The organism is Anoxybacillus tepidamans PS2, assembly GCF_000620165.1.
Taxonomy (GTDB): Bacteria; Bacillota; Bacilli; order Bacillales; family Anoxybacillaceae; genus Anoxybacteroides; species Anoxybacteroides tepidamans_A.
Genome location: NZ_JHVN01000013.1, coordinates 36280 through 56722, shown reverse-complemented (window position 1 = coordinate 56722; position 20443 = coordinate 36280). Strand labels below are relative to the sequence as shown.

At 44.2% G+C, this 20443-nt stretch carries 14 protein-coding genes; 1 reads left to right on the top strand and 13 read right to left on the bottom strand.

Annotated features, from left to right (window positions below; genetic code table 11):
- Positions 1-101: 101 nt before the first annotated feature.
- The 10 genes from N667_RS0111420 to N667_RS0111375 all read right to left on the bottom strand — a co-directional run bounded on the left by N667_RS0111420 (position 102) and on the right by N667_RS0111375 (position 12184).
- Complete coding sequence (locus N667_RS0111420; RefSeq protein WP_027409698.1) at positions 102-1688, bottom strand: PucR family transcriptional regulator; 1587 nt, start codon at positions 1686-1688, stop codon at positions 102-104.
- A gap of 184 nt (positions 1689-1872) precedes the next feature.
- A complete protein-coding gene (locus N667_RS0111415) occupies positions 1873-2106 on the bottom strand; it encodes a hypothetical protein (RefSeq protein WP_027409697.1) in 234 nt (77 codons plus the stop codon).
- Between the two features lie 36 nt (positions 2107-2142).
- Positions 2143-2385 carry a hypothetical protein gene (locus tag N667_RS0111410; protein ID WP_027409696.1) on the bottom strand — a complete coding sequence of 81 codons (243 nt, stop codon included), beginning with the start codon at positions 2383-2385 and terminating at the stop codon, positions 2143-2145.
- 13 nt (positions 2386-2398) lie between these two features.
- Positions 2399-3892: an NCS1 family transporter gene (locus N667_RS18625; RefSeq protein WP_035098801.1), complete on the bottom strand. Its 1494-nt coding sequence runs from the start codon at positions 3890-3892 to the stop codon at positions 2399-2401.
- Between the two features lie 259 nt (positions 3893-4151).
- A complete protein-coding gene (gene hydA, locus N667_RS0111400) occupies positions 4152-5570 on the bottom strand; it encodes a dihydropyrimidinase (protein ID WP_027409695.1) in 1419 nt (472 codons plus the stop codon).
- A 13-nt stretch (positions 5571-5583) separates the two neighbouring features.
- Complete coding sequence (preA, locus tag N667_RS0111395) at positions 5584-6867, bottom strand: NAD-dependent dihydropyrimidine dehydrogenase subunit PreA (RefSeq protein WP_027409694.1); 1284 nt, start codon at positions 6865-6867, stop codon at positions 5584-5586.
- A 19-nt stretch (positions 6868-6886) separates the two neighbouring features.
- A complete protein-coding gene (locus tag N667_RS0111390) occupies positions 6887-8239 on the bottom strand; it encodes an NAD(P)-dependent oxidoreductase (protein ID WP_027409693.1) in 1353 nt (450 codons plus the stop codon).
- A gap of 70 nt (positions 8240-8309) precedes the next feature.
- Entirely contained in the window at positions 8310-9200 is an 891-nt protein-coding gene (locus tag N667_RS0111385) for a nitrilase-related carbon-nitrogen hydrolase (RefSeq protein ID WP_027409692.1), read from the bottom strand.
- 354 nt (positions 9201-9554) lie between these two features.
- A complete protein-coding gene (locus N667_RS0111380; protein WP_027409691.1) occupies positions 9555-10001 on the bottom strand; it encodes a DMT family transporter in 447 nt (148 codons plus the stop codon).
- A 68-nt stretch (positions 10002-10069) separates the two neighbouring features.
- On the bottom strand, positions 10070-12184 hold the full coding sequence (locus N667_RS0111375; RefSeq protein ID WP_027409690.1) for a GDYXXLXY domain-containing protein: 2115 nt from the start codon (positions 12182-12184) through the stop codon (positions 10070-10072).
- 310 nt (positions 12185-12494) lie between these two features.
- Between N667_RS0111375 and N667_RS0111370 the strand changes: the two genes are divergently transcribed.
- Complete coding sequence (locus N667_RS0111370; protein ID WP_232223962.1) at positions 12495-13424, top strand: SDR family NAD(P)-dependent oxidoreductase; 930 nt, start codon at positions 12495-12497, stop codon at positions 13422-13424.
- A gap of 67 nt (positions 13425-13491) precedes the next feature.
- Here N667_RS0111370 and N667_RS0111365 read toward each other — a convergent pair whose 3' ends face one another.
- The 3 genes from N667_RS0111365 to gltB all read right to left on the bottom strand — a co-directional run bounded on the left by N667_RS0111365 (position 13492) and on the right by gltB (position 20380).
- Positions 13492-14094, bottom strand: a complete 603-nt coding sequence (locus tag N667_RS0111365; protein ID WP_027409688.1) for a phosphatase PAP2 family protein — start codon at positions 14092-14094, stop codon at positions 13492-13494.
- Between the two features lie 203 nt (positions 14095-14297).
- Positions 14298-15779, bottom strand: coding sequence for a glutamate synthase subunit beta (locus N667_RS0111360; RefSeq protein WP_027409687.1), 1482 nt, complete (start codon positions 15777-15779; stop codon positions 14298-14300).
- 38 nt (positions 15780-15817) lie between these two features.
- Positions 15818-20380, bottom strand: a complete 4563-nt coding sequence (gene gltB, locus N667_RS0111355; protein WP_027409686.1) for a glutamate synthase large subunit — start codon at positions 20378-20380, stop codon at positions 15818-15820.
- Positions 20381-20443 lie beyond the last annotated feature (63 nt).

Here is a 20443-nt window from a genome sequence, read left to right as displayed (position 1 = left end):
ACATAATGTAAAAAGCATATGAGCTCCCATTCCACAATATGACAACCTTCCTTTGTTTTATGACAAAAAAAATGAACCCCTCTCCACGTTTGGAGAAGGGATTATTGCTTGCGGCCTGCTGCTAAATATTCATATGCTTGTACCATAAACTCGATTGCCAAACGCTTTTCCGGGTTCATAAAATCGGCTCCTAATAACGACTCTAATTTTTGAATGCGGTGGTAAAGTGTCTGTCTAACAACAAATAAGCGTTTGGCCGTTTCTTTCTTCGACCCGTTGCATGCCAAATACACTTTTAATGTTTCCATCAATTTGCCGTTGTACTTTTTATCGTACTCGATCACCGGTTCTAAATATTCCATCACCACTTCATGCAGGTCGCTGTGTTTATGAATAAGAGAAATGATGCGGTACATATGTAAATCTTCATAGAAATAGCTGTTTACCTTTTTCCCGAGATGGTGCTGAATCTTTATCGTTTCCAGCGCGGTTTGGTAGCTTTTGTCCATATGTGAGAGGTTCTCAACAAATTTTCCGACGCCAAAGAAAAAACATGGCACTCTTTTTTTGTTAATATACTCGGACTCTAGTAAGCGCTCGATCCCTGTTTTCATTCGATTTTTCCACGTTTTTGCGCCCCGCGTGTCCACCATCATAAAAATGACGCTATTGCGATGCTCAATGGAAAACGTATGGAATCCTTGCTGTTCAAAAATTGTGCGAAACAATAATTTAAAATATGTCATATCCAAATTGGATAACTGTCGTAGCGATTTAAATCGACATACGCAAACGAACCCTCCTTTTGGATGCAACTCTGGTTCGTGTTCAGATAAATAATCGAAAATGGCCTCATTGCCATGGTCTCCTTCCAACCAACCTTTCAGCCACTCATTCTCTTGCACTTTCCTTTTTTCCTCAGCGTATAAATCGCGCAATAAATGTTGTGCAAGAGCGGTGGCCGTTCGATCTAAAATGAGGAGATCAAACTCGCTGATTTCCCGTTCTGTCGAAACAATCGAAAGTTCTCCGTATTCATAACTAAAAAGCTGAATCGGTTGGGAGGCGGCTTTCGCAGACGGCTGCGTCAACTGTTCTAATAATAACATCCTCTTTTTTTCAGAGCACTCCGGAACAAATTCGACTTCTTTTCCGTTCATTCGAAACAAAATTTGATGACCTAAATATCGATGTAAATATTTTAAAATCTCATTATAGTGCTCAACAGACAATAGCTTTTTGTTGAGCTGCTGCGAATACTCTTCTAAGTTGGAAATCATTTGATAGTGCTGGTTGATTAAATAAGCATGGATGTCTTGCGTAATTTCAACAAACGGGACTTCTTTTAAAAAAAGGATGATAGGAAAGCGGTGTTCATCGGCCAGCCGAATGATTTGTTGTGGGATAGAAGAAGTGTAGGTTCCAATCTCGATGCATAACCCCGAGGCATCACATTCTATCAACTGCTGTAAAAATGAAAGAAATAACTCTTCATTTTCCCTCCAGCCTACGCCTGTAGATAAAATCAACTCTTTTCCATTTAATAGTTTATTAATGTTCGTCACTTCAACAACATGCACCCATTTTACCGTGCGGTGCAAGCCCTCGTGCCCGGCAATGACTTGAGTATGTTGAAAATGCTTTCTTTTTAACACATCGAAAACGGTGAACTGAAAATGTTCATGCACTTCTTCCCACCTCCTTATCTAAGGCGAAGAATGTCTACTAGTTAATAATATTATTCATGATAAAATAACACATTCCTGCGGGGTGGGGTGCAGCTGTTCAAAAACATTTATTTTTTGAGAGATGGCAGGCGCCTTATTATTGAAAAAAGAATAAAAGGGATAGGTGTTCCTACCCCTTTTTTCATTATTGATTAATAGGAATATAAACTTGAATTTCGTTTATCATCTGTTCGAACTGATCTTGATCATGAAAAGCATCTTTGTTCCAATTGGCTAAAATCCAACGAACAAGTTCCTCCGGTGTATTAAATACTTCCCCGCTCGTATCTGCTTTGCGAATCATGTATCTGCCGTTATCTTCATCAATCGTTACTTCGCACGGGAAAGCTCCGTCCTTCGCTTGTAAAAAATACTCCATGGCCATTCCCTCTTTTCATTAAGTAATTTCTTTTTTCTAAAACGGTGCCGCCGTCTGTTTCAATTGTTGAATCAATAAAGACGAAACATATTTGCGCGCATCGGCATTATAAATGTGCAACGTTTTTTGCAATTTTTGTTCTCTCGAAGAATTCGATCTCTTTAATTCGAATTCTACAAACGTCCCGCTTAAATTTTCATAAATGCGTTTAATCAAATACCCCCGCCGGATAAAATAGTCGATTTGTTCCCTCTCCACTAAAAACTCTTGATAAGACATTCTATCCCTCCCTTTACTTTATTGAAGCGTTAGAATGGCCATTCGTTTGCACAGCAACGGCGGAAGATGAAACGGTCTTGTCACCATCAATCATCCAGTCCCTTCCTACCGTAATACCTAAATATTTTTCGTCGTCTGGATCTTCAATTTCCGCTTGCTTATATTTTTGAAACCACCAATATTTCGCTAACATGTAGTAGCTGGCTGCTCCGACGACGAACCCGACAATAAACGAATAGTTTGTCAAAACGTAAGCCGCTGTTCCACCGATGATCCAAGCAATAAACCCAGCAAGGTTAAAACCGTTTAAATAGCGAAACTGTCCGTCATCTTTATAAAGATCGTAGACATTGACGCGCCGTTTTCGCAACAAATAGTAGTCAGCAAATAAAATGCCAACAATCGCTGATAATACACCGCCGCAAACTAATAGCGCCGGGATGATAACGTTAAACAAACTCCACGGCTGTACGACGCTGCCAATAATTCCGGCCGCTAACACCCCAGCCCAAAACGGAAATTTTGGGCCGCCCACATTCGAAAAAATTGTTGCTGCCGGAATGACGTTGGCGGACGTGTTCGTAGACCATTGAGCAAGAACGATCATCAACAGCAGCACGCCGAGAACAATCCCGCTCGCCGCTTTTTGTAAGGCGGCCACAGGGTCATAATTTTGAATCGCAATATAGGAAACGGCGCCAATCACCACCATAAACGTTTGTGTAAGGGTCAACGCGATAATATTCCCTGCAAGCGATGCCTTATTTCTTCTAAACCAATTTCTTTCGTATTTCGGCGCTTTAATAAACCGCGAAATTGAAGGCATATCGGCAGCTAATGTCGACCAAAATCCCATATTGCTCATAATGACGACGATAAAAGCGGTAAAGGCCGCACCACCTGTAACTGGACTTTCGACCCATGACCAAATATGCCGCCCCTGCTCCAACGCTTTCTCAGAAAGCGTCGTATACATCCAAGCCGAGATAATAATAATGACGGGGGCTGCCAAATCGGCAAACCGTTCAATTGCTTTAATTCCGAGCGCTGTATTAATCAGTTGAACCGCTGCGAAAGTGATATAGCATAAAAACCAGTTGTCAAAACCAAACAAAATATTGAGAATGCCGTTAATCGCTGTCGAACCGAAATATGTGTTAATGCCGAACCAGCATGAAGCCGCAAAACCGCGGATGATGGAAGGAATATGAGTACCAATTGTTCCAAATGGTGCCCGCATGTACACCGGAAACGACAAGCCGTGCTCGATTCCAATGTCCCCTATGATCGTCATAAATAAACCAATTGCCGCAGAACCGATGACCGTCCCTACAATCACCCAGCCAAGAGGCAAGTTTTTCACGCCAGCGCCGCCGATTGCAAATGCGGCCAGCACCACCGCCATTCCAACCCAAATAAGCGCAAACCCTAGGGCACCTATATTTCTTCTGCTATGTGGAATTGGTAAAAGGTCAGGGGATTTTAAATAATTTGATTTTTTACCCATCATATCACTCCTTAAGCATGGCTTTGATTTACAAACACGATACCGGACTTGCCTTTTTCCTGTTTTAAAAGCTTATAAGTTTGTAAAACCGATCATACAATCCAAACGGCGGCCCTATATTGCTAGAAACATAAATAGCCGCCGCTTGGAACACGGTTAACATCAAGCACACACGCGGAGTGATTCATATGGGTGGAGAGGACCGATTGTAATGATAGAGTACACTCGAAGCGACGTACCCAATGAATCGTTCAGCCTTTTAAATCGTTAGCTGTTCATCTTTTGTTGACATGGCATATTTTCCATATTTCTCTCGTTTGATATATTGGCCCGAGCCTGGCTTGCCAACAAACGCTTTGTCGCGAATAACAAATTCTCCTCGTGAAAGGACGGAAACGGGCTCACCCGTTACTTTCATGCCTTCAAACGGATTGTAATCGACAGCCATATGATGCGTTTTCGCTGAAATGACCCGCTCTACATTCGGATCAAAAATCACTAAATCGGCGTCAGACCCGACCGCAATCGTCCCTTTTTTCGGAAACAGTCCGAACAATTTCGCAATTCTTGTGGACATGATATCAACGAATTGATTTAATGTAATTCTTCCTTTTTTCACCCCCTCGCTAAAAAGGATGCTAACGCGGTCTTCAATAATTGGTCCGCCGTTTGGAATTTTCGAAAAATCGCCCCTGCCTAACTCTTTTTGTCCTTTAAAATCAAATGAACATTGATCGGATCCTAATGTTTGCAGCTGGCCATTCTTCAAAGCGTTCCACAATACCTCTTGATGCCATTTTTCGCGGAGCGGCGGCGACCAAACGTATTTCGCTCCTTCAAAATTTGGCCTTTCTAAATAAGATTGATCTAACACCAAATATTGCGGGCACGTTTCTCCCCATACATTCAAACCTTTGTTTCGTGCTTCGGCGATTTTCTCAACCGCTTGTGCGCAAGAGACGTGGACAACGTATAGTTGGGAATCGGCAAGTTCTGTTAGTTGGCAAGCGCGCCCGGTCGCTTCCCCTTCAAGCTCCGGCGGTCTCGTCAACGCATGATAAATTGGGTCTGTATGCCCTTGCTCTAGCGCTTGTTTGATCAAATAATCGATGACATCGCCATTTTCCGCGTGGACCATCACGAGCGCACCAAGTTCTTTCGCGGCTAAAAGCGTTCGATACAGCGTGCCGTCGTCCGCTTGAAACACATTTTTGTATGCCATGAACACTTTAAAGGAGGTAATACCTTCTTCTTCAATGACTTTTGGCAACTCCGCCAATACGTCATCATTGATTTCGCTAATCATTAAATGGAAACTGTAGTCAATCACCGCTTTCCCTTTTGCTTTGTTATGCCACGTTTCAATCGCTTTTTGCAGCGGTTCGCCTTTATTCGTTAAACAAAAATCAATGATTGTCGTCGTTCCCCCGAACGCTGCGGCAATCGTTCCTGACTGAAAATCGTCCTTTGTCACTGTGCCGCCAAATGGCATATCCAGATGCGTATGCGGATCGATTCCGCCCGGAAACACGTAACACCCTTTTGCGTCAATCACCTCAGCGCCGCTTTCATCGAGCTGTTGACCGATCATCGCGATCTTGCCGTTCTCAATCAACAAATCGGCTTTATACGTATCAGCAGCAGTGACAATCGTTCCGTTTTTAATGATTTTTTTCATACACATCCTCCTTTTATTTCGTATCGATATTGCAACTAGCAAGCACACCGATGGCTGCCTGCCGTTCGTTCCACGTCATTGGCGGATGCTCGCTCGGAACTTCCACCATCTCAATAGCGCCATCGACTGGACATACGATTGAACATAAATTGCAGCCCACGCAATCGGCTTCCCGCACTTTTAAATACTCTTTTCCACCGGCGTCCTTTAAGCGGTCAATGCACTGATGGGAAGCATCTTCGCAAGCAATATAGCACTTGTTGCAGTTGATGCATTTGTCCGTATCAATCCGGGCGGCCACTTTATAATTGAGATCAAGATCCCCCCAATCCGAGTATTTATGAACAGACTTACCGACAAGATCTATGACCGATGCGATTCCTTTTTCGTCTAAATAATGATTGAGACCGTCCAACATGTCCTCGATAATGCGGAAGCCATGATGCATGACAGCGGTACAGACTTGCACGCCCGTCGCTCCCATCAGCATAAACTCAACAGCTTCCTTCCAGCTCGATACTCCCCCCATGCCGGAAATCGGTACATGAATGCGCGGATGGCGCGCGCACTCCGCAACCATATTCAATGCAATCGGCTTAACGGCCGGACCGCAGTACCCTCCATGCGCTCCTTTTCCCGCGACATGAGGAATTGGATTCCACGTATCGAGATCCACTCCCATTAAACTATTGATCGTATTGATCATGCTGATCGCATCTGCCCCGCCTTTGACAGCGGCTTCCGCCGTAGCGGTAATATCAGTGATGTTGGGGGTGAGTTTAACAATAACTGGCGTTTGCGCTACTTCCTTTACCCAATACGTCTGCTGTTCCACAAGCGCAGGCACCTGCCCCGATGCCGATCCCATTCCCCGTTCCGCCATTCCATGGGGACAGCCGAAATTCAATTCGAGCCCATCAACGCCTACAGCCTCTACCTTTTTGACGATTTCGTGCCATTTTTCCCGCTTTGGCTCGACCATAAGAGAAGCCACTAAAGCTCGGTCCGGAAAGCGTTTTTTTGTTTCATAAATTTCTTTTAAATTCACTTCAAGCGGGCGGTCCGTAATTAATTCAATATTGTTAAAGCCCGCGACGCGCTGTCCGTTGAAGCTAATGGCCGCAAAGCGGGACGATACATTTAAAATCGGCTCACCGAGCGTTTTCCAAACCGCTCCTCCCCATCCAGCTTCAAATGCCCTTTGTACTTGGTAACCGGAATTGGTCGGAGGCGCAGACGCCAGCCAAAACGGATTCGGGGACTTGATTCCCGCTAAATTAATACTTAAATCTGCCATTGTTCGACTTCCCCCTCCCTCAAAGCGTTTCATTTAACGTAGTCAGATAACGATGAATCGCATAGGCCGTTTCTTTCCCTTGCTGAGCAGCTGTCACCACCATCGCTTCGCCCCCGCCTTTTCCGAAAATGACATCACCGCAGGCGAATACTTTCGGATTGGATGTCTGATAGTGGGCCCCGATAACTTTTACAACTCCACCGTCATGTTCAATCCCAAACTCCTTAATGAGATCTAGATGGCGTGTCTGGCCGATCGCTTTAATAACTACATCGGCCCGAATGAAAAATTCTGAACCCTCGATTGGCATCGGTCGACGGCGGCCATCTTGATCAGGCGCTCCTAGCTGCATGCGAACACACTCAACATGGGTGACCTTGCCGCTTTCATCGCCAATAATTCGCTTCGGCGCCGTCAACCAGCGAAACTCAACACCGTCTTGTTTAGCAAACTCATATTCAAAATCGTAAGCTGTCATTTCTTCTTTTGTTCGGCGATATAAAATCTTCACATTTTCCGCCCCTAGACGCACCGAGCATGTAGCTCCGTCAATCGCCGTATTTCCCGCACCGATCACGACGACTTTTTTTCCTACAAATCTATTAGTAAGCGGCTTTGTTTTCGTTTCCTTAATGAATTCAATCGCATCATATACGCCATCTAACTCCTCTCCCTCGATGCCGAGCATCGGCACTTTGCTCATTCCGACAGCCAACACGACCGCATCATATTGTTCCAACAACTCTTGGGCGGTCACATCTTTGCCCACCTTTACACCCGTCCGGATGTCGACACCTAAACGTTTTACTTGATTCACTTCCCAAAGCGATACGTGTCGCGGCAGCCGGAAAGAGACGATACCGAACGTATTCAATCCGCCTGCTTCTTGTTGCGCTTCAAAAATGGTTACATCATATCCTATGCGCGCCAGTTCCCGCGCCGCGGACAAACCGGCGGGACCTGCACCGACAATCGCAACTGTCTTTCCATTTTTCTTTCCAGCCTGAAATAATACGGCGTCATTTCGCATTGCCCAATCTGTCGCATAACGTTGCAAATGCCCAATCTTGATCGGTTTGGTCGAGTGATTTAACACACAGGCGCCTTCGCACAATTCTTCCGTTGGACACACTCGCGCACAGCTTGCCCCGACAGGATTAGACAGCATAATCGTCTTGGCGGACCCTTTTAGATTCCCAGAGGCAATTTTTTTGATAAAAGCGGGAATGTCAATTCCTGTTGGGCAGGCTTTAACACATGGCGCATCATAACAATATAGACATCTGTTCGCCTCTTCGATCGCCTCCCGATCTGTTAGTCCCGCTGTTACTTCTTGAAAGTTTTTTTTCAGATCAAGCAACGAGATATTCACGTACAGCCAGCCCCCTTTGCATTTTAAAAAAAGGGAATAGAGCTAAACCCTAATCCCTTTTCGAACGATCCTATGGTAGAAGCGCTGTCATTTCATTGTAAGTTTCCGGACGACGATCTCTATAAAACTGCCAAATGTCACGAACTTCGCGAATCATTCGCTTATCCATTTCCCCAATGACAACTTCGTCTTTGTCACGGCTTCCCATTGCCACAAAGTTGCCCCGTGGGTCCACTAAGTATGATTGGCCGTAAAACTCTCCCATATTCCAAGGCGCTTCGTAGCCGACTCGGTTAATGGCAGCTACATAATACCCATTCGCTACAGCATGCGCGGGCTGCTCTAGCTTCCATAAATACTCAGACAAACCGGCCACGGTCGCCGATGGATTAAAGACAATTTCAGCGCCCTTCAATCCTAGAATTCTCGCCCCTTCCGGAAAATGCCGATCGTAGCATATGTAAACTCCGAGTTTAGCGAAAGCGGTTTCAAACACTGGGTACCCTAGGTTGCCAGGTTTAAAATAAAATTTTTCCCAAAATCCGCAGCCTTCGTTGCCGACACCTACGTGCGGTATATGTTGTTTTCGGTATTTTCCTAGATAGGACCCATCCGCATCGATCACAGCCGCTGCGTTATAATAAGTGGCAATTCCTTCCCTCTCATAAATAGGCAACACAATCACAACACCAAGTTCTTTCGCCAAATCTTGAAATCGCTTGGTCGTCGGTCCGTTCGGAATCTCTTCCGCTGAATCGTACCATTTTGTATTTTGTTCGGCGCAAAAATAAGGCCCGTAAAAAATTTCCTGTAGGCATACAATTTGTGCTCCTCTATTTTTCGCCTCACGAACAAGCTTTATATGTTTTTCGATTGCCTTCTCCTTATGCACTTCTACCGGTTCGTCCCCATGAACATCATGGGACGCCTGAATAAGCCCTATTTTCACTCGATCTGCCATCCTCCGAGCCCCCTTGCTTTTGTATTAAAAACAAAGCGATCGATTGGCCTTGCGTTATAATCTACAAGACATCAACATTTTTTATTCCTACTATTAAAACGAGATGGCGTTTTGTCATTAACACGACATTTTTTCTCTCTTTCAGACGTGCCAAATTAGCGTTGGTAAACATATCCCCCCATTCAGCATTCATATAAAATTGAACATATTCACCGATTCATCTTCTACCTCTAGCCGACGTGTAGATGCTAGAGGTTCATGACCTATTGTACTTAGACAATGCGAAATTTTTGTTATACACTTTGTCAAATAAATAGGCCAAACCATTGTTCACTATGTAAAAATCCTTGTCGCTTACGATGTCGCGCTTCCGCGATAAATAAAGTACAAGGCGGCCAACATCAGAACCAATCCAATGAATCGATTGATGTTCATCGGAATTTTTGTGACGCCAAAGAAACCAAAATGATCAATCATAATACTGATGATAACTTGTCCGACAATCGCGGCAAAAATAACCGATGCCGCCCCTGCTTTCGGCACGGAAATAATGACGACCGTCACAAAAATCGCTCCCAACAATCCGCCCAACAAATTCCATTTCGGAACTTGGAATAAGTGAAGAAGTTGTCCTTTCCCAAAAAACAGCGTCATAAACGTTAAAAACAATAACCCAACGAAAAACGAAGTAAACGCTCCTTCTAAACTTCCGATTTTTTTGCCGAGACTTCCATTGATCGGTGCCTGCAAACCGGCCATCATCCCGCCAATTAAGGATAGCAACATATACAGCCATTTCACGTTCCATTCCTCCCTTATTTATTCATCTTTAATTTTACTAAAAAACTACTCGGGAACCCCGAGCAGTTTCATCGGTTGCTTACTTTTTCTAACAATGCATCTCCTGTCTTGCTTACTCGCACATAGGCGTAACGCGCGTTCTGCTGCACATCCGCTCCTGTTTTTTCGGGAACGAAGAACGATTCAATTCCATATACAACGGTATCGCCCTGCAATGTTCCGTTTATGAACACATCATTTTTGTGCCGCTCATACGATTCGTCTTTTTTTCCATTTGCCGCGTAAACATGGGTAAAACGATAAACCCCTTTTTCATCTTTCCGTAAAACGATTTGAACTTTTCCCCTGCCTGTTAAACCGCGAATTTGTGAAATTTCATAACGAAGCCGAACGTAATCCCCTTGCAAGAAAGAACGCGGATCAACAGGCGCAAGCTGCAGTTTAACGACTTCTCCATGGCGCAAATGCTGTTCCTTGTCAAAAACGACATAACCAGTAAATACGGTTTGAAGCATTACAACAACAAATAAAGAGATCCACCTGCTTCGCAGCCAATTCGTTTCCTCCGCTTGCCGATAACCTCTATTCCTTTCCAAAACCGCGGTTCCAACAAGGAAAAAAACACCTAAAATAAATAGACTAGTCGATTTATGAAGGAGATCCCAAGCCCATTCATAGTATTTAAAAATAAGAAATAGCCACCAATAAAACCATGCGATTCCTGCTCCCCACCGCTCACCACTCTTCGTTTGAAGCATGATCCAACCTATAACAACAAGCACAAACGCAATATTAGAGCAGACGTACCAACTGTCTACTTTAAAAAAATCCATGCTTGTTAATAGCAGAAAAGCACCCAGCCCAATAAACTGCGGAAGAAACCGCTCGTACTTTCTCCTTCTTGACAAAACATATAAACACCCGTTTAACAACACAACGAACAACAGAGCAAGACGTACTTCATCGGTCCAATTTAAGATAAAAATCGTTCCGTAGATCGATAATGCTATGTTCGTAAGAAGTCGTACTTCTGCATTCGTAGATATAAAATAAGCAACAAGCAAAATGGCGATATAAAGTCCCAACAACCAACCCGAAATTTCCGATGAAGCGATCGCTCCCATCCCATATCCAACAGCGAGCAGCGTACCGCGCACAACATGGTTCCAAGAGCGAACAAGCATACTTGGCACGACAAATAAAACGACCGAAAGGCCAAACAGCAGATTAGGAGAAAAATGGCCGGTCCAAATCAAAATAAGCCCCATAATACTTGACGTCGCTATAAGAGAAGCGACAACGGTTACAATCATTTGAAAAGCGAATAAAAACACTGTGCCGCTTAACTTTTCAGACGAAATGCTTTTCAATCTCTTCAACAATAGAACACTTCCATATATAATCGCAGCAGACAGCAACAGCCCAGCAAAAAACACGCCTTCTTGAAAATATTTTGACGTAAAACGAAAATACTCAAAAATAACAAACATTCCTGCAAATATGCTTGTAATTAGGATATATGAACGGCGTCTGGAAACCTTGAAAAAATAATAAAGAAACGCAGCTAAAAGGAGCGAGTATACATACGGCCACCAAACAAATTGGTCAAAAATTAGGCCGTGAACAAAAATAAAAAACAGCCATCCTTGCATCGCTATATACAAAAGATAAGACACGAACGAAGGCTCGCGAAAGACGAAAATAACTCCATTTACAACTGCAAACGCCAGTAATAACAAAAATGATTCCCATTCCGATCTTTGGACGTGATATGAGGATGGAAAATAATAAAACCAAAACAGCAACTGTAACAATATTACGCTCAATACACGAAGCGGCTCATAGCGAGCAAGCCAAGCTAAAACGCTGCTTGGAATGAGCCAAACTAAAAACAGCCAAAAACTATCAGCATGGGAATTATAAATTTGTCCTATGAGCCCTACTGAAATACCAAACGCGACCGCTCCGGCAACAAACATCCATCTACTTAAAAAATCATGCCTGTTCATGATATGAGCTAAAAGAAAACTTGTACCGTAAAACAGCCATATTAAACCGATGCTAATCGTCACCTTCGTCAAGCGTTCAAATCCCGGCCAGTTCGAAGCAAAAAAGTAAACAATGGACGTCAATACTAACACCACGCCCATCAAGTAACCTGCCCTTATCCACCGCTCTGTCATTGATCCGTCCTCCGCTCGCACTATATTTTCCGGCAACATCTATACTTCTATTACGATAAAGAAAATCCTTTTAGGGTTAAGACATTTACAAATAATATACCACAGTCTATAATTAATTTACATTATTTTTATTATTTTACTAATAATAAAAAAATATCCACAAATTATAAATTTATGAAATTAGCTGTTATTTCTTACATATGTAATTGTTCTTATAATCTCATAGTGTTTTTATAACTATTTTATAAAAAGGATTGGCTCTATACTTTAGCAACTGCCTATAAAACCCGTTAACTAGAGGAGTGAAATAATGAAAACAGCCGTTGTATTTGGGGCCACCGGTGGGATGGGCAATGCAATAGTCGAAGCTTTAATCAAACGCAACATATCTGTCATTGCGTTCGCACGTTCAAGACAAACTTTATTAGAAAAACAAAAACGATGGGGATCTTTAGTGACAGTCGTCGCGGGCGATGCTACCAATCTAGAAGATGTTAAAAAAGCAGCGGCAAAAGCCGACGCCGTATTTCATGCAGTTAATGTTCCTTATCAATATTGGAATCCCCATTTAACCACCATTCTCTCAAACATTTTAGAAATTTGCCAATCAAATGAAAAGCCGTTGATTTATGTAGATAACATCTATTCCTATGGCATCCAACCACCAAAAACTTCGGAGTCTGCACCGAAGCGTCCACATACGAAAAAAGGAAAATTGCGACTTCAGTTATTAGAACAAATTGAACGATCTCAAGCGCCCTACATCATCGCCCACTTTCCTGACTTTTACGGACCGGATGCCAAAAACACGCTTCTTCATTTCACGTTCGAGCAAATGCTAAAAAGGAAAACGGCCTTCTACATAGGCTCCCCTTCAATTCAGAGAGAATTTATTTACATAAAAGACGGCGCAGAAGCGTTGGTCGAATTGTCATTAAGAACAGATTGTTTTGGGCAATCATGGAATATCCCTGGAGCTGGTACGATTTCAGGAAAAGAAATTGCCAAAATTGCTGAAAGCTATTTGAAAAAAGAAATTCGAATAAGACCGATCTACAAATGGATGATCCAACTGGCGGGCCTGTTTAACCCTTTTATGAGGGAATATGCTGAAATGATGTATTTAAATAAAACGCCTGTTATATTAGACGGCAGCAAGTATGAAAAAATAGTGGGGGCTGTTCCAAAAACCCCATACGAAATAGGAATTCAAGAAACGTTGCAACAGATGCAATCTTAAACACGATTATTGCGCCAGTTTTCACCTTCTAGCGATGAAAGCCGGCGCATTCGTTTATACCACGTGTCTAATTTTCCTGCTTTTTGCTCCAGAACTCGTACATGATAGTGCAAAATATCAAATATGAAGCTCCTAAGGCCCCACCGGCTATGACATCTGTTGGATAGTGAACTTGACGCGCCAAACGGCTCGCCCCCGTCAAAATAACAAGAATGAAAGCGATCGTATAAATGATCATTCGCTGAAATTTTGTCTTCACCTCTTTTCCCAAAACATAGGCGATCAGCAGTAAATAAATGCTGGCCAACATCGTATGACCGCTTGGAAAACTAAATCCGTCCTCACCATGAGCAAATGGTGGCCGTTCTCTTCCTACCGCATTTTTAATCCACGTATTCAATCCATATCCTCCCGCCACGGATACGACGACGAGAATGATTCCGTACATATTTCGTTTTTGAAACCAGAAAAATAAAATAAGAGCAATGCTGCATATGCCAATCATCCATTTCGAACCAAACATAGAAAAACCGCTCAGCCAGTTCCATGTCTTAAAAGCTGCTAGCAACCTATCGTCGAAAGAAGCGGTCAAATCGTTGCTCACAGCCATCCATATTCCAGCAAACATAAGGAAAAACACTAGAGAAAACAACATTAAACGCTTCGACATGTTTCCTCTCCTTTTCTATTCTTCTATGTATCTTACAAGCTACGTTAAATATTATATAGAAATTGCTCGTACGTTTCACCCCAATAAATGGATACGCCCATAAATGATAGATTACTCTTCTTTATTTTCCATAAAAAAAGAGGAAGAGCTTTCCCTTCCTCTTTTATTTATTGAATTCTCCCCCATAATAACAAACGCACACGTTATGGCAACGTTGTCGCTCCCATCAAGAAACGATCCACCTCTCTTGCCGCTTCCCGTCCCTCGTGAATCGCCCATACGACTAAGCTTTGTCCTCTTCGGGCATCTCCGGCTGCAAAAACCCCTTCAATATTCGTTGTATATTTCCCATAAGGAGCCTTCACTTTTTGATTGGCCGTTTCGACGCCGAACTGTTGCAAAACTGGTTGTTCCGTTCCTTCAAAACCGATCGCAATAAACACAAGATCGCAAGGCCAGACTTTTTCCGTTCCTGGAATTTCCTTAAATACAGCTTTTCCATGTTCATCAATGACTTTTTCCATTTGAACGGTATGCAATTCTTTTACCCTTCCACCCTCGTCTCCGACGATCTTTTTCGTCTGAATGCAATAATAGCGCGGATCTTCTCCAAATTTCGCTTTCGTTTCTTCGTAGGCGTAATCCAATGTAAATACGAGCGGGAATTGCGGCCAAGGATTATCCTCTGTACGCTCTTGCGGCAACGCAGGATGCTTACCAAATTGGACAACGCTTTTGCATTTTTGTCTTAGCGCTGTCGCCACGCAGTCCGCACCTGTATCGCCGCCTCCAATGACAATAACGTGCTTGTCTTTTGCGTCAATGAAATTTCCATCTTGCAAATTGGAGTCAAGTAAGCTTTTCGTGACCCCTGTTAAATAGTCCATCGCCAAATGAACGCCTTCCAATTCTCTTCCTTCAATAACAAGATCGCGCTGTTTCTGCGCCCCCGTACATAGCACAACAGCATCGTATTGCAACCGGAGTTCTTCAGCAGTTATATCTTTTCCAACCTCTGTGTTGGTTACAAACGAAATCCCTTCCTCTTCTAAAAGTCTCACCCTCCGCTCGATAACTTCTTTTTCGAGCTTCATATTTGGAATGCCATACATCAATAAACCGCCAACGCGGTCCGCCCGTTCGTATACGGTGACGGAATGCCCCGCTTGATTCAATTGATCGGCACAGGCAAGACCCGCAGGTCCAGATCCGACAATCGCTACTTTTTTGCCCGTTCTCTCCTTTGGTATCCTCGGCTTGATCCATCCCTCAGCAAAGCCTTTGTCAATAATGGCCCGCTCGATGCCTTTAATCGCCACTGCCGGATCGGAAATAGCCACGGTACAAGAACCTTCGCACGGCGCAGGACAAACTCTGCCTGTAAACTCCGGAAAGTTATTCGTTTTTAAAAGCCGATCCAATGCCTCTTGCCATCTGCCGCGATACACTAAATCGTTCCATTCAGGAATCAAATTGTGAATCGGACAACCTGATGTTAAACCGTTCCATTCCATCCCCATATGACAAAAAGGAGTTCCGCAATCCATACAGCGGGCGCCTTGTCTTGCCAATGTTTCATCAGAAAATGGCAGCGTATATTCATTCCAATCGCCAAGGCGGGAAAGCGGTTTGCGTTTGACTTCTTCTTCGCGCGCATACTCCATAAACCCTGTCGCTTTTCCCATCGTCGTTCCCTCCTTTTTTGCTATACGGAGGCGACCGCTTATTTCGCGATCGCTTCCATATTTATCTGCCGAATTTCTGTCTGTTTCTTTTGTTTCGCCACTGCTTCAAACGCCGCCAACATCGCCTTTTCTTTCGAAAGACCCGAACGCTCCATTTGCTCGATTGTTTCGATCATGAGCTTATAGTTTCTTGGGATTACTTTAACGATTTTGCCGACAAATTCATTCCAGTGAACCAATAGATGTGCCGCTCGCGGACTTCCTGTATATTGATAATGTTTTGTAATCATGTTATACACTTGTCTTATTTCTCGCTCGTCTGTAAGCGATTCAAATAAAACCATCTCTTTGTTTGCCGTTCTTACAAATTGTTCTTCATTATCGGCTAAAACATAGGCGATGCCTCCTGACATTCCTGCAGCGAAATTTTTGCCGACAGACCCAAGAATCACGACGCGACCTCCTGTCATATATTCACAGCCATGATCGCCAACGCCTTCGACGACCGCATTCACACCGCTATTTCTTACGCAAAATCTTTCACCGGCGCGCCCGCGAATGTATGCTTCGCCGGATGTTGCTCCGTAGAACGCTACATTTCCGATAATCACGTTATCCCCTGCAGCAAACGATGCTTCTTCAGGAGGGAGAATGATCACTTTTCCTCCGGAAAGCCCTTTTCCAACGTAGTCATTCGCATCGCCAATAAGCGTCATCGTCATTCCTTTTGGCGCAAAAGCGGCAAAGCTTTGACCCGCAGAACCGTTAAACCGCAGGCGAATCGTGTCCTCCGGAAGCCCTTCCTCGCCATAACGCTTCGAGATTTCGCTTCCAACAATCGCTCCAACAGTACGATCGATATTCCGAATGCGAAGTTGTAATTCTACATTTTCCTGTTTTTCTAAAGCTGGAGTGATCGCTGGTAAAAGTTCATTGTAATCAAGCGATTCCTTAACCTTATGATGCTGCGGACGAGAAAACGTCCGCGGGCCATCAACTTGATAAAGGAGCCTTGATAAATCCAAATGCTTTGCTTTCCAATGCTGTTTCGCGCGCTCACTTACCTTTAATACATCGACGCGGCCCACCATTTCTTCAACGGTGCGGAATCCAAGCTGCGCCATCATTTCCCGGACTTCTTGAGCAACAAAATACATAAAATTGACGACATGTTCTGGCTTGCCCATAAATTTCTCGCGCAGTTCCGGATTTTGTGTGGCAACGCCGACTGGACATGTGTCCAAATGGCACACGCGCATCATCACACAGCCGAGAACGACAAGCGGTGCCGTTGCAAATCCAAATTCCTCGGCGCCAAACAAGGCAGCCATCACGACATCGCGCCCTGTCATCAATTTACCGTCTGTTTCCAAGACGACACGGTCGCGCAAGCCGTTCAGCATGAGCGTTTGATGTGTTTCTGCAAGACCAAGTTCCCACGGAAGCCCGGCATGCTTAATGCTCGTTTTTGGAGATGCACCCGTACCGCCGTCATACCCGCTAATGACAATCACATCAGCGGCCCCTTTCGCCACTCCAGCGGCGATCGTTCCGACGCCCGCTTTCGAAACGAGCTTGACGCTAATGCGGGCATCTCTATTGGCATTTTTCAAGTCATAAATAAGTTGTGCTAAATCCTCAATGGAATAGATATCGTGGTGCGGCGGCGGCGAAATTAATTCGACTCCCGGCGTCGAACCACGCACTTCTCCGATCCATGGGTATACTTTATTGCCAGGCAGCTGACCTCCTTCACCAGGTTTTGCCCCTTGCGCCATTTTAATTTGCAATTCATCTGCATTCACTAAATAATGGCTTTTCACGCCAAAGCGGCCCGAAGCGATTTGCTTAATCGCACTTCTGCGGAAATCTCCATTTTCATCTGGAATATAACGGCTTGGATCTTCGCCCCCTTCGCCGCTGTTGCTTTTTCCGCCAATGCGGTTCATCGCGATCGCAAGCGCCTCATGCGCTTCTTTGCTTAACGAGCCGTAAGACATCGCCCCCGTTTTAAAGCGACGCACAATCGATTCGACCGGCTCCACCTCTTCAAGCGGAATTGGCTTTCTTGTTGCATCAAACTCAAACAAATTGCGCAAAAACGTCATCCGCTCTTCATTAGCCATTTTTGAATATTGCTTAAAAAGTTGGTAATCATTTTTTCGGCATGCCCATTGCAGCGTATGGATCGTTTTTGGATTAAAGGCATGATGTTCCCCATTTCTCCTCCACTGAAACTCGCTGCCGGAATCAAGAGTCATATCAAGATGTGCTGTTTGAAACGCCTGCTCATGGCGCATTTTCGCCTCTTGGGCAATCTCGCTAAGTCCAATGCCGCCGATTTGCGAAGCCGTTCCCGTAAAGTATTGTTCGATCACTTCTTCCCCGATGCCAACTGCTTCGAAAATTTGTGCTCCCCGGTAGCTTTGAACAGTCGAGATCCCCATTTTTGACATGACTTTCACAACGCCGTCTGTGGCCGCTTTTTTATATTTAACTGCCGCCTCGCGATATGTGAGCGAAACGACTTCTTTTTCGACGGCATTTTTAATCGTCTCAAACGCTAAATATGGATTGACTGCATCCGCGCCATATCCGATTAACGCGGCAAAATGATGCACCTCCCGCGCTTCCCCGCATTCAACAATAATGCTTGCATGCGTCCGTGTTCCTTTTCGAATTAAATGCTGATGAAGCGCGCTAACCGCAAGCAGCGGCGGAATCGCGACATGCTCTTCATCGACTGCGCGATCTGACAGAACAAGAAGCACTGCTCCTTCTGCGATCGCCCGATCCGCAGCTTCGCAAAGCCCATCGAGCGCCTCTTTTAAGTTATCCGTAAATAGCGCTGGAATTGTCACACTCCGAAATTCCGGATACGGATTCGCTTTTAAGGCCGCCAACTCTTCATTTAATAGGATTGGAGAATCTAAACGAATGCGGCGAGCAGCCGATTCGTCCGGATGCAGAATATTTCCCTCTTTTCCGAGAAACGTCATCGTCGATGTGACGATGTACTCGCGGATCGAGTCAATCGGCGGATTTGTTACTTGCGCAAACAACTGTTTAAAATAGTTGAACAAGCTCTGAGGGCGATCTGACAATACCGCAAGTGGCGTATCGTTCCCCATCGCTCCGACAGGATCTTTTCCGTCTTTCACCATCAAAAGTATCGTTTTTTCAACATCTTCGTACGTATAACCAAATGCTTTTTGTAATGTCGCAAGATTGGCAACCGGCTCTGTATGCTCTGGGGTATCCAAATCCTCTAATGAGATAAGTTGTTCCTGAAGCCACTGACGATAAGGCTTTGCTTTAGCGATTTCCGCTTTTACTTCCTCGTCTGAAATAATTCTTCCTTGCTCCAAGTCAACGAGTAGCATTTTTCCTGGACTTAGGCGGTCTTTATACAGCACGTTTTCCGGATCGACATCGATCACTCCAACTTCCGATGAAAAAATGATGTAATCATCCTTTGTGACATAATAACGTGCTGGTCTAAGTCCATTGCGATCTAAAATCGCGCCAATTTGCTTTCCATCTGTAAACGCGATCGCTGTCGGACCGTCCCACGGTTCCATTAAACAGCTATGATACTCATAAAAGGCCTTTTTGTCATCATCCATTTCGCGATCCCAAAACCACGGTTCCGGAATAAGCATCATCGCTGCGTGCGCCAGCTTTTTCCCTGCGAGCACAAAAAATTCAAATGCGTTATCTAAAATGGATGAATCGCTTCCATTCATATCTAAAATCGGTGTAATTTTTTCTAAATCATCCCCGAAATAATCAGAAACAAACTGTTTTTCACGCGCCATCATCCAATTGACATTGCCGCGCAGCGTATTAATCTCACCATTATGAATTAAATAACGATTTGGATGCGCCCGCTCCCAACTAGGAAATGTGTTCGTACTAAAGCGGGAGTGGACGAGCGCAAATGCTGACTGAAATCGTTCATCTTGAAGATCGACATAAAATTCATCAAGCTGCTCTGGCGTCACTAGCCCTTTATAAACAATCGTGCGGCTTGACAAGCTGGCGAAATAAAACTCGCTGTCAGAAACAAGCTTTTCCGCTTGTTTCCGAATAACGTAGAGTGTTCTTTCAAAAGAGAGCTCATCTTGAATATCGTCGCTCGCTCCAATAAACACTTGACGAATAAACGGCTTGCTTTGCCGTGCCAATTTCCCAAGCTTTTCGGCATTTACAGGTACCGTCCGCCAACCTAATAATATTTGTCCTTCTTTCTTGATAATTTCGTTAATTTTATGTTCATAATCCGTCCGTTCCTGTTCACTTTCTGGAAAAAATACCATTCCGACTCCGTATCGTCCTTTTTCAGGAAGATTCATTCTTCCGCACGCAATTTGAAAATATTCGTGTGGAATTTGCACCATAATGCCCGCGCCGTCTCCTGTTTCAGGGTCACTTCCTTGCCCTCCGCGATGTTCTAACTGACGAAGCATATGAAGTCCTTTTTTCACAATATCATGGGATGGCTTTCCCTTTAGATGGGCATATAAGCCGATGCCGCATGCATCGTGTTCAAACTCAGGACGGTAGAGACCTTGTGCTTTCGGTAGTCCATAATGTTTCATCTGTCCTCTCCCCCATTCCTTTATTCCGACAAAGTCTTAATTGTAATTTTAGTTTTCAAAAAT